11 protein-coding genes and 1 other RNA gene are annotated in these 12,082 nt (G+C 37.1%); 6 read left to right on the plus strand and 6 right to left on the minus strand.

Annotated elements, in window-relative coordinates; genetic code table 11:
- Positions 1-7: 7 nt before the first annotated feature.
- The 3 genes from diaA to I2494_RS16320 are packed head-to-tail and all read right to left on the minus strand — an operon-like array spanning position 8 to position 2,787.
- Positions 8-598, minus strand: coding sequence for a DnaA initiator-associating protein DiaA (diaA, locus tag I2494_RS16310; RefSeq protein WP_218467904.1), 591 nt, complete (start codon positions 596-598; stop codon positions 8-10).
- Positions 599-643: 45 nt separating this feature from the next.
- Positions 644-1,045 (minus strand): YraN family protein, encoded by a 402-nt coding sequence (locus tag I2494_RS16315; RefSeq protein ID WP_130592686.1) that lies wholly within the window; start codon positions 1,043-1,045, stop codon positions 644-646.
- Positions 1,003-2,787 carry a penicillin-binding protein activator gene (locus tag I2494_RS16320; RefSeq protein WP_218467905.1) on the minus strand — a complete coding sequence of 595 codons (1,785 nt, stop codon included), beginning with the start codon at positions 2,785-2,787 and terminating at the stop codon, positions 1,003-1,005. Before I2494_RS16320 ends, I2494_RS16315 begins: the two co-directional genes overlap by 43 nt.
- A gap of 63 nt (positions 2,788-2,850) precedes the next feature.
- Here I2494_RS16320 and rsmI point away from each other — a divergent pair, with 63 nt between their 5' ends.
- From rsmI to I2494_RS16345, 5 genes are all read left to right on the plus strand, one after another.
- Positions 2,851-3,732: a 16S rRNA (cytidine(1402)-2'-O)-methyltransferase gene (gene rsmI / locus I2494_RS16325; protein ID WP_218467906.1), complete on the plus strand. Its 882-nt coding sequence runs from the start codon at positions 2,851-2,853 to the stop codon at positions 3,730-3,732.
- Between the two features lie 86 nt (positions 3,733-3,818).
- An RNA gene (rnpB, locus tag I2494_RS16330) (RNase P RNA component class A) lies at positions 3,819-4,195 on the plus strand.
- 289 nt (positions 4,196-4,484) lie between these two features.
- The gene (locus I2494_RS16335) at positions 4,485-5,909 is read left to right on the plus strand and encodes a tyrosine-type recombinase/integrase (RefSeq protein ID WP_218467907.1); all 1,425 of its coding nucleotides are present in this window, start codon (positions 4,485-4,487) and stop codon (positions 5,907-5,909) included.
- Positions 5,910-5,999: 90 nt separating this feature from the next.
- Entirely contained in the window at positions 6,000-6,605 is a 606-nt protein-coding gene (locus tag I2494_RS16340) for a hypothetical protein (RefSeq protein ID WP_218467908.1), read from the plus strand.
- Positions 6,602-7,687, plus strand: coding sequence for a DUF262 domain-containing protein (locus tag I2494_RS16345; RefSeq protein WP_218467909.1), 1,086 nt, complete (start codon positions 6,602-6,604; stop codon positions 7,685-7,687). The genes I2494_RS16340 and I2494_RS16345 overlap by 4 nt, the downstream gene beginning before the upstream one ends.
- Before the next feature lie 37 nt (positions 7,688-7,724).
- On the opposite strand, the gene I2494_RS16350 is transcribed toward I2494_RS16345, so the two are convergent.
- Positions 7,725-8,330, minus strand: coding sequence for a recombinase family protein (locus I2494_RS16350; protein WP_218467910.1), 606 nt, complete (start codon positions 8,328-8,330; stop codon positions 7,725-7,727).
- Between the two features lie 724 nt (positions 8,331-9,054).
- Here I2494_RS16350 and I2494_RS16355 point away from each other — a divergent pair.
- A complete protein-coding gene (locus I2494_RS16355) occupies positions 9,055-10,320 on the plus strand; it encodes a hypothetical protein (RefSeq protein ID WP_218467911.1) in 1,266 nt (421 codons plus the stop codon).
- 827 nt (positions 10,321-11,147) lie between these two features.
- Here I2494_RS16355 and I2494_RS16360 read toward each other — a convergent pair.
- Together I2494_RS16360 and I2494_RS16365 are read right to left on the minus strand one after the other, a co-directional pair.
- A complete protein-coding gene (locus I2494_RS16360; RefSeq protein WP_218467912.1) occupies positions 11,148-11,297 on the minus strand; it encodes a hypothetical protein in 150 nt (49 codons plus the stop codon).
- Between the two features lie 98 nt (positions 11,298-11,395).
- Complete coding sequence (locus tag I2494_RS16365) at positions 11,396-11,617, minus strand: hypothetical protein (protein ID WP_218467913.1); 222 nt, start codon at positions 11,615-11,617, stop codon at positions 11,396-11,398.
- Positions 11,618-12,082: the final 465 nt, after the last annotated feature.

A 12,082-nucleotide genomic window follows, 5' to 3' on the forward strand; every position in this document is an offset into this window, starting at 1 on the left:
AGCTCCTTCAGTCATCCTGGTGAGGGAATAGGGTGTAATCAATAAGATCGCAAAGACAGTTGATAATCAGCATATGCATTTCTTGTATTCGAGCTGTCCGATGCGAGGGAATACGGATTTCAACATCCTGCAGACCCAGTAAACCAGCCAGTTCACCGCCATCAGACCCGGTTAGCGCAACAATAGTCATATCCCGGGTTACTGCGGCTTCAACGGCTTTGATGATATCACGGCTGTTACCACGGCTTGAAATCGCCACTAAAATATCACCGGCCTGTCCCAGCGCACGTACCTGTTTAGCATAACCTTCGTCTTTTATGCCACCATTATTAATGGCGGTGAGGGTGATGGTGTCGGCACTGAGGGCTAAAGCCGGTAAGCTGGGACGTTCCGTTTCAAAACGATGGATGAGCGTAGCGGCAAAATGCTGAGCATTAGCGGCGGAGGCGCCATTTCCACAGGTCAGCACTTTATTACCATTAAGTAATGACTGGACGATGCTCATTGCCGCGCGGGATATGGAGTCTGGCAGGGCTTCTGCTGCTGCAATTTGTGTTTGGATGCTTTCGGTAAAACAGCCTTTAATTCTTTCTAACATAGTATGAGTTCTGCTTTCGTTTTGCTTGTTAGGCCGAAGAGGGCGCTAGGTCTCACCATCGGCATTGAACGCGTTCGGCAACCATTGTAACTGATTACCGGTAATGGCTAAAACATCGAACCGACAGTTTGTTGTTTCCAGACATAATTGGTGTTGTGCTAACCAGCGGGAAGCAGCATAAAGCAGACGTTGTCGTTTATGCCAGGTAATAGAATCGGTGGCGTGACCAAAGTGTGAATTCTGTCGATAGCGCACTTCCACAAAGACCAGAATATCGCCATCCTGCATAATCAGATCCAATTCACCACCGCGAAACTTAACGTTGGCGGTGACAAAACATAACCCCGATCGTTCCAGATGGCGACGCGCTATGGCTTCATAGCGCGTACCAACCTGATAGTGGGTTATTTTACCGGAACCAGTTGTCCCTGACGGTATTGTATCCATGGTAATTGACGGTGAACCACGCAGTTAGTGTCTGCACTGAGTATGCCTGTGGAACCCGTAATTTTGAAGTCAGGTAACTGACTAATTTCTGAGAAATGGTTCGCAAGTTCCCAAGCATCAGCTCCCATACCGTAAAGGCGAGCCAGAGTATAGTCGCTGCTATATTTGCTTGCTGCTTGTGAAATCGCCGGGGAAAGTCCTACCAGCATTGGAATTTCACTGAACTGAAGACCTTCCATTTCGAAACGGAAATCCGGACCGGCACCCGCCTGATAACTGCGTGAGCTGGCGTACAACCCTGCGGTTTTAGAGGCTTTAGAGATATCTAACATCGGCTTAATCAACGCCAGTTCTGGCTGTGTTGCGACAATATAGATAGCATCCACCGGGCCACTGATGGTGCCGGTTACTCCTGACGAAAGGGTAATTGGCTGACCTTCAGCACTCATACCGCGACCACCGCTCAGCGCTTCTCTCAAACCAGCCTGATTAGAGAAGAATTGAACGCGAGCCGCGTTACCACCAAACTGACTCCATTGATCGGCAAAGGCACGTGCGACGCGATCGCCAAGATTTCCACGTGGTGCGATAATCAGCGGAGAGGTTTTACCCTGAGCATTGATATGGCGGGCGGCATCAGCAGCTTCATCTTCCGGAGACAGGGCGAAATAACAGATGTTCGGGCGATCTGAAATAGTACTTGGTTGGTTCAGCGCCAGCATATTGAGTGTTGACGGTGACTGCGCCAGTTTTTCTACGTCAGTTTTGATTAATGGACCAACGATAACTGAAGCACCGTCTTGTTCAGCTTGTGCCAGAAGTTCTTCTACAGGTTTACTGCCGGTATCGTAAACTTTGACCTGGGTAGTGGCACCGGTAGGGCTTTGTGATTTCGCCGTATTAAAACCTTCCTGAATTGCCGGGCTGAACTTACTGCCGGAACCGGTCAACGGTAGTAATAACGCGATATTAGCGGTGGAAGAGTCTGCTTTTTGGAAACCTAATGCGCGAGCCAGTGGTGCCGGTAACATTTTGGATGCCGGATGGCTGCTGTAGCGACCTTGCCAGTCTTTAACCGCAGACTGAAGCATGCTGTTGTCCGCTTTATTGTTCTGGTAGGTTTGCAGTAATTCCAGCCACTCGCTTAGCGTATTTTCATTAGCATCAACATTTAGCGCGGTGAGCATCGGCATGGTAAACCGGTTTAACAAGTTCCAGGTCTGATCGATAACCTTCTGCTTTTCATCTTCGGCTACCAGCGGTTCCAGATTAATATAGGCGCGCAGTTGAGCAACCGGGTCACGACCCTGATTAGCCTGGATCTCTACCCGATAATAGCGGGCTTTCTGTACGTCAGATAAGCCGTTGAGGTTAATGTTTTTTAGCCACTGGAACATACCTTTGCTATCCTGTTGCTTTGCTGCCAGTTCGGCACGTAACAGGAGTCGCTCCTGATCCTGATCAACAGTCAGCATCTCGGGTAGTTCTTGTAGTATATTCAGCGCCTGTTTGGTGTCATTTTCCATAATCAGTGCGCGAACGGCTAACAGCTTCCAGTTTATCTGAGCTTCGCCATTGCTTTCAGCGGCGAGTTGCAAGTAGTGAGCTGATGGTTGAGTCAGTTCACCCTGAATACTGTTTTGTGAGTTATTTAAACTTAGGCATCCTACCAAAAACAGCGTAGCCAGTACTACTGGCAGAGCCTGGCTTGCCTTAGTACGAAGGTATGTAGTTAAACGCATGCTGTATCCAATTTATTGATAATCTTGAGATCGTTAATATTAAACGGCCACCCGGATGAAACCATGAGTCAACACAATCAAGTCGCTATTCTACCCTCGACCCTTTACGTGGTGCCCACTCCCATCGGTAACCTTGGCGATATTACTCAAAGAGCGCTGGATGTACTGGGTAGCGTCTCCCTTATTGCGGCAGAAGATACCCGACATACTGGTCTGCTATTGCAGCATTTTGCCATTAATGCACAACTTTTTGCACTGCACGATCACAATGAGCAATCTAAGGCAGACATTTTAATCACAAAATTGAAAGATGGACACAGTATAGCGCTTGTTTCTGATGCTGGTACTCCATTAATTAACGATCCGGGCTACCATTTAGTGCGTCGTTGTCGGGAAGAGAATATCCGGGTAATCCCTCTGCCAGGGGCTTGCGCCGCGATTACGGCGATGTCGGCAGCGGGTCTTCCTTCCGATCGCTTTTGTTATGAAGGTTTTTTACCGGCAAAAACAAAAGCACGTTGTGATGTGTTGCGTGATTTAGAAAATGAGCCCAGAACGCTGATTTTTTACGAATCGACACACCGCCTGCTGGATAGCCTGCAAGACATGATCACCGTTTGGGGGCCGCAGCGCTACGTGGTATTGGCGCGAGAATTAACCAAAACCTGGGAAAATATTAATGGCGCACCGGTGGGTGAGTTATTGGCCTGGGTGAAAGAAGATGAAGTGCGCCGTAAAGGCGAAATGGTATTAATTGTTGAAGGCTATAAGGCAGAAAATGAGAATGAGCTTTCTGCGGAAGCGTTGCGTACGCTGGCGCTGTTACAAAAAGAGTTACCGTTAAAAAAGGCGGCGGCTCTGGCAGCTGAAATTCATGGTGTGAAGAAAAATGCGCTCTATCGCCACGTGTTGGATCAACAGCAAGGTGAAGAGGAAGACGAGTAGTTTTGGGGCGTTTCCAGCAGGGTTTAACCAAACCGTGTTGGTTTGTGTTCTGGCTTATTGTGGCTATCACGGGTATACTCCGCGCCGGAGTCGGCCAGACAGTCGCCGTTTCACCGTAGTCCCTTTGGGGAGACGGGTGGAAGGGAGGAAAGTCCGGGCTCCATAGGGCAGGGTGCCAGGTAACGCCTGGGAGGCGCAAGCCTACGACCAGTGCAACAGAGAGCAAACCGCCGATGGCCCACGCAAGTGGGATCAGGTAAGGGTGAAAGGGTGCGGTAAGAGCGCACCGCGCGGCTGGCAACAGACCGTGGCACGGTAAACTCCACCCGGAGCAAGGCCAAATAGGGGTTCACATGGTACGGCCCGTACTGAACCCGGGTAGGCTGCTTGAGCCAGTGAGCGATTGCTGGCCTAGATGAATGACTGTCCACGACAGAACCCGGCTTAACGGCCGACTCCAATATCTTTTAAAACAAGCGGTTGATGTGTTTTCTACCGTATCTCAGATAATGGGATACATGGTGGGATACATCAACCGTTGTTGTTTTAGTCAAAACATTCCTTATACCCTTCAGAGAAATGGGATTTTCTATCTCTATTTTCGCCTGCCTGATAATCGGTTTTTTAAAGCATCATTAGCCTGTGATAGTTTCAGGAGAGCCAGATTCATAATATCTCGGCTTATATCTTATATTTCATTGGTTAAGCTTGGTAAGATGACCTGTAAACAACTACAGCGGATTGTGGCGGGAATGAGAAAGCTAACACAACAGGATATTGATGATTATTTGCAGGCGCTTCAGGCAGAGGTCTATGAAAGTGCTGAAGGCATACCAGTAGAAGCCAGAACAACTAAATTATCTGGATTAAATCCGCTGACTCTGGATGAAGGTAAAGCTTTTGCTGAGTTTATCAGTGAGCATTTGGAAGCCCCAATCTACAATGGTAGTGAGTCCTTTACTGAAAATTACCTGACTAAATTTTTCTCTCAGCATTTTGATATTGCAGGTATGGAAAACCAGATTGCATCTGCTGGGATAAAGCATGATATGCAGTTAATGCAAGTGCAAAAGGCTAGAGTTGCCTTTTTTAATAAGAATCTTGAAGAATATCAGAAGATTGTTGACTCGCTTAAGCCTGCGGTTGTTCCTAATCCGCTAATTGTGAATTCTCCTGTAAATACTCAGACTGTACCTCAACTTCAAAATAATAATATTCCAACACTGGCTGAGGCTTGGGTTGATTTTGTTAAATACAAATCTGACTGGACACCGATATATAAAAAAGAGATGGAAGGACAGTTTGTTTTTATTGAGCTGATATTAGGTGCAGATACGCCAGTTACTCAGATCAATAAATCTGACATTAAAAATATGCTGGAAGTTGTTGAAAATTTACCTAAAAGAAATAAAAATCCGTACAAAAAAATGAGTGCTCAAGAATGCATTGATTATGATGACATTGAAGAGGATGATTTTATAGCGTCAAAGTCTGTTGCAGGGTATTTAAAACTTTGTCAGTCACTATTTTCTACATATTTAACTAATGAAAGAGAGATATATACAGTATCACCAACTCATGGTGTGAAATATGACGTTGTTAGTAAGCCTTATGGCGCTTATTCTAAGACCGAAATGAAGAAGTTAGTGACTTACTTTGTTTCGTTATCTGATTGGAAGAGGTGGGTGTTTCTGTTACTTGCTTATACAGGTGCACGTAGGAAAGAAATAGCTACATTAACCGCCGAAGCTGTTCGTTTAGATGATGACTCAGGGCGTTATTATTTGATGGTTGAAGATAGTAAGACTGAGGCGGGAACAAGGCAGATTCCACTACATAAAAAGTTAGTTGAACTTGGATTCTTAGACTTTTCTAAGCCAAAAGACAAAGGATTACTATTTCCTGAAATAACATATAACAATAAAGTTACTAAGGTTTTTCATGATATTAGGGAAACATTAGATATACCTTACCTGAATGATTACAACGAAAGACGAATTGTTCATAGCTTGCGTCATACATTCATTACAGCAGCTCAGGCTAATGTATCTAATACAGTACTTGTTCAGCAGGTTGTAGGACACGAGCATTCTAATATTGGTCAAACTCAGAGATATACGCATAGATTGACTGTATCTGAATTGTTGTGTGTGGTGGATGGGATTGAATGGATTTAAAATCTATATGATTTTAATGAAAAAATTCTTGCCTACGTCCTTTTTTTATAGTTCTATATACTCGCTGAGTAATTTAATTAGGTGTGACTCATGGTTGATTACGATGATGGAATTAAAAAAGGCATTTCCTCTCAAACACCGCCCACTGAAATTGCTAGAAAAATGTTTTTCTGTTACCCAACGCATTTCTTTATTGATAACTTGGAAATGCAATATGAAATACTTAATGATATAAGTTGCTTTTTTGATGTGCCTATATCTTCAGTGCATATCATTGGTTCGGCTAAGTTTGGAAAAAGCTATTATAAAAAGAGATTGTTTTCTTTGAAACAATCTGATTTGGATGTGGCTATTATAGATAAAGATTTATTTATTAGTTATATGGAGTTAGTAAGTAATTTAACTGATAATTATACAAAAAGACAAATTTTTCCTAGAAATAGAAGTGATTTATCTGTTGCTGATTCATATATTTCTTATATTTCAAAAGGAATGTTTAGACCCGATATGATGCCATATTCTGATGAGCGAACTAAATGGAATAAATATTTCGGAAACTTATCTAATAAATATAGAAATTACTTTAAAAATATTAATTGTGGGATATATCTATCAGAGTCATTTTTCGAACTAAAACAAGCGAAATTGATTGAGCACTATAATGATAGCATTACAATTCTTGAGGGCTTGAAATGATTAATAATGTTGACTATAAGGTTAGATCAATATCTCTATTGAATCTTATATCTGATATGAGAGCAGGAAAATTAATTCCTGACGCATATTTTCAGAGAAATTTGGTTTGGCGTGAAATTCATAAAAAGGAATTTATTGAAACTATTCTTTTAGGTTTTCCATTTCCTCAAATTTTTGTTTCAAAGGGCAAAGTTGATGTTGCTTCTATGAAAACAACATCTTGTATCATTGATGGGCAGCAAAGAACAAATGCAATATTAGATTTTATAGCAAATAAGTTTTCAGTAAATGGAAAAACTTATAATGATTTAACGGATGATGAAAAAGCTATATTTTTAAAATATGAAATTGCAGTGATAGAGCTAGACTTAGAAAACGATGATCTACGCGTTGTTGAAATATTCAAAAGAATTAACAGAACATCTAACTCATTATCTACTATTGAAAGATATGCGTCTGAATATTCAACTGTCGAATTTATGTTAGTTGCAAAATTATTAACAAATCAAATTGATCTTGATTCCATATCAGATAGCGATAATGATAATTGGACAATAGATCCTAATATACCCGAAGACTTCATAGCTTGGGCAAAAAAACAGAAAGTAAATAACTTTCCTAAGTTGATTATAGAAAAAGGGATCTATTCATCAAGAGATTTAACCCGAAAAGCCCATTTAATGCATGTTCTAAATATGATCGCTACTTATATATATTCATTTTTTAATCGAAATGAAAAATCCTCAGATATGCTGAATGATACATCTGTAAGCTTCAATGAAAAAGATGAAGTTATTCATATTTTTGAAGAGGCTGCTACATTAATTTTGAAAATGAAATTACCCGTTAAGTCTTATTGGTTAAATAAAGCAAACTTTTTTTCACTATTTATTGTTATCGCAAATGTTCTTAAAGCAGGAAAAACGATAGATCTAGATAAATTCAAAAGGGATTTAGGTTTATTTTATGACCAATTACCTGATGACTATCGTTTATCTGCTAGTGAAGCTGTTAATAATAAGAAGGAAAGATCGATTAGGGACACTTATTTGAATAAAATTGTATCTAATTCAATTATTTAAGTTTCTACTAACCAATAGAACTAATTATATCTTAGTTCTATTGGTTTTTTAGTTGTTTTTTTATTCTGTAAACTGTTGCAACCCCACATCCTTCAAGTTTAGCAATATCCTCAACACTAATATTATTCGCAGCTAGCCGTTTTGTAACTCTTTCATGTAATTCTTCGTTAATACCTCTGCCGCCAATACGCTTACCTTGAGCTTTAGCTCGTTCCTGACCTTGCCTAATTCTCTCAACTCTCTTCTGTTGATCTAACCGAGCCATTGTAGCCATCAAATCAATAAGCATATTATTGATAACATACATGATTTCAGATTCGATTCCTTTCTTGGCTATCTGCTGGTGAGTTGTTGGCATATCCAGAACAACAAGTCTCAACTTCTTATCATTGATTTTAGATTTTAATGTTTCCCAATCATCCAAAGATAGGCGGCTTAATCGGTCTACAGACTCAACTAGCAAAATGTCATTAGGAAGTGCATCTTCGAGTAGTTGATTAAGGATAGGGCGATTGAGCATCGTTCCTGTATGGTTTTCTATGTACCACTCAGCAGGAGAATCAGAAATAAACTCTTCCAGAATAGTTTTTGCTCTTTCTGCATCTTGTTCTGTAGTACTAGCTCTTAAGTAGCAGCGGAACATGTTAACCTCACTATCATTTAGTTTAATCAATCAATAGCTAAATGATAATTTATCAATTAGTATTTGTAAATAGGTAAATGATAGTGAAAGGGAGTATTCAGGAAGGTAATTATCATTTGTCATTAGCCTATAGGTAATTGATAATTACTTTAGGGGGAACTGTCACTAATATTAAAATTCTGGTTCATGATTTTTTATTAATTGCAAGTTTTTTATCTTGAAATATTGACAATTAGGGCTTTTAATGAAAGAATAACTAAGCACAGATGTAGAGCTTACATAAGAACCACGAACTAAAAATCAGTTCCTAATACCTCCTGCAATTATTATCTCTTCTGAAGATAGATCTATTAATTGGAATAGAGCAGCTCATTTCAGCATCTGTGATGCTCAATGCTCTAATCGATTATGATATTTGCAAAAGATAAAATTTAATGTAATGGGGTATGTTAAAAGCGCTTAATATCTATACTCTAGAAACTTAAGTACCAACATATGTATTCTAATTTTAATTTAGTTATCTACAAAAATATAAATTCAATAATTTAAAATAACTAAATTAAGCTACAAGTATAGCTACTCCTGAGTTTCAATAAAAATAACTCCCCAATTTGCTATTATAATGAAGAGAGATGTCTCTATATCTCATCATACAAGACTGCTTAAAGATGAATTATTTTTATATTAATAATATGATTTTAACTGTTCTATTAAAAGAGGGATAATGTATAAATTTGAAAAAAGTGTTAAGTATTGCCGTTCTCTAACTAAAATGATTAGTGATGTTGAAATAAAATTCATAGAAAGATATCAAGATAAACAAAGTTATAAAATAAATAAAAAGAAACTAAGGGTAGTAATAAATTATATTCTAGCAAATTGTTTTAATCTTTATCTTAATGGTGAGAGTAAAGGAATAATCTCACTTAATAATAAATTATATGATAGCTATATAGAAAATGGTAAAAAGACTAAAAGTGCAGTTTCATTCCGATATTTTTCCAAGGTAAAAGACCTGCTTATTGATGAAGGCTATATCGAAATTCAATGCGGTGAGTTTGTTCCTAATGAATACTGTGAAAGTTATATAAAATTAACTCAATATATTAAAGATAATTTTAAAAATACCACAGGTACTTCAAGACCAGAATTTACAGATAATAGTATAATCTTAAGGAAAAATGGTAAAGATAAAGAGTTTCGTTCAAATAAATATGTAAAAGACGTACTTAATAACATGAATAATTTAAATATTTTATTTGGAAAGAATACTGTTTATTATCCAATAAAAGATGTGAATTACGCTTTAAAATTTAATCGAATTTATAATGATAGCTTTGAGTATGGTGGTCGATTCTACGAACAACATAGTCAAGTTCAAAGTTTACGGTCATGTGAACGATTGAAGTTGCTGATAAATGAAAATAAAGTAACTGAGGTTGATTTTTGTAGCTTGCACATGGCCTTACTATATGATTTGGCAGAAGAAAATATGCTTAATGGATTTGATCCTTATGAGATAGATCCTTGTCAGTTAGGATTAGTCGATAATCTTCAGACAAAGAAACAACTAAGATCATTAGCGAAGCTTGCAATATTAATTGTTATTAATTCAGGTAAAAACTCTAAGCCAGCTATAACATTAAAAAGAAAGTTGGAAGAAGATAAGAATAAAAACTCATCAGAACAACGATATAGTTTAATTCCTAAAGATATAGATTTAACATCAGTTATAGAAGAAATAAAAAAGAGAAATCCTAAAGTAAAGAAATTCTTTAATAGTGGAATTGGTTTGGTTCTGCAAAGAAAAGATAGTGATATCGCTAATCAGGTAATACAATATTTTGTTAACAGGGGGATTGTTATTATCCCTATCCATGATAGTTTTATTGTAGAAAAGCAATATGAAAATGAACTAATTGAAGTTATGAAAAACTCCTATAAAGAAGTTATGGGTAATAATTTAAATTGTAGAGTTGAAGTAAAATAGTAATTTCAGGAGAAGAATATTGAGTTAATGAAAATGTTTAACCTGATATCTTCTCCTGACTTGATTAATTATGCTATTATTTTAATTAATTATTCTATTTTTAATTGTTATTCAATAACTAATTGATAATAGAGTTAATTTATAATTCAACACTATAAAATAACTAAATTATGTATCAGTTTAATAGTACATTAAATAATCAATAAATACAGAATAATTGCCTTTCTTTTAGGAGTTATTAATTTAATACCTATTAAAACTCTCTACAATCAATTTTGAGAGGTTTTTAATGATTATTAATACAACTTAGTCAATTAAAATAGAAACACCTTAAAATGGCTTACAAGAAGCTATTCAAATAATATAGATTATATGTTTAGGGCAGGAGAGTGTTGTTTTGCCATCTTTAACTCTTGTTTACCGTTCCCTCTGAGGGAACTAAGTAATACATATACATCTAATATTATCTCTCGTTCGTTCCACTCACAACGATTTGAGAGATATTAATTATATTGCTAAAGCAATAACTTTATAGCATCGTCAAGAACTCCGTTCTACCAGACTGCTATATTAATTTATTTTAATTTTATTTATTTTTAACAAAACAAATAACCCCTAATATTATAGCTCAGATATAATATACCAATCGGAACTATAATATTGCTTAATTTAAAATTAAACTTATTGTATGTTTTATCCTATAAACGCTGTTTTATTTTAAAGTATTTAATAAATGATCAATTAAAGAACAATTTCAAATATAAAGGGCTATAAGCTGTTCTGAGAGGATTTTAATTAAACCTATACTCGTGTATAGGTTGTATATATTATTCTGTTTTAGCTAGTTCTGGTTTCGATTTTTTAACGTTTTCAAACTTAGTCCATAAGGTATTAATTGCAATTATAATAATATAGATTTTTAAAACTAATTTAATAGCTAAAGTGCCTACATCATGACCAGCATCTTTTAATTGCATTACTTCTACGATGCATGTGAGACCCATATTGATAGCTATAAGAATACAGATTACATAGAATATTTTAAGTAAGTAATACATCATTTGTTGGGTTCCTTCTATTTGTTAAAGATTTCCAGCCTTTCTTTGAGCAAGTTGTCATCAACTTCTAAGTATTGAAAGCTGATCTGGTTATGCTCATTTTGCTTGTAGAACTCTCTGAGAGTTTCAACGAGTTCTTTAGCTTCTTCTTGTGAATTCCTAACAGCAAGGAGCCTCAGCCCATAATCTTGTCTGTGGATGTAGTTAACTCTTTCAATTACTACAAATTGCCTTGCCATAAGATCAAATCTTCTTCCTTGCTCATTATGAAATGTAGTTCTACAAGACTACATAAATTGATCTGTTTTATCTATTAATAATTAAATTATGATCGTTTAAATCGATCAATTCTATCAATAGTTGGTTAATCGATCGGTAAAAGCGATCATAGAAAAGTAGTTATTACTATTTGATGACGAAGAGTTTTTGTTCTGATAAGGTGGGATACAGATCGAGTTACATTAATAAACACACGAGTGTGGGTACGGTAGAAGCAATAGCCATGCGGTTTTGATAGAGTCAGCTTAACGGCCGACTCCACTATCTTTTATAAAGGCACTTTATTTAAAATAAAGTGCCTTTTTCTTTTCAGGTTGTTCTTGATAATAAGTTAAATAAATTTAATATAGCAGCGCAATTATGTAAAAGTTAATTTGAAACTTATTTAATTAAAACAATAAATTAAATCATTTCAGTGATGTTGT

Source organism: Limnobaculum allomyrinae (genome assembly GCF_016649425.1).
In the GTDB taxonomy this organism is placed as follows: Bacteria; Pseudomonadota; Gammaproteobacteria; order Enterobacterales; family Enterobacteriaceae; genus Limnobaculum; species Limnobaculum allomyrinae.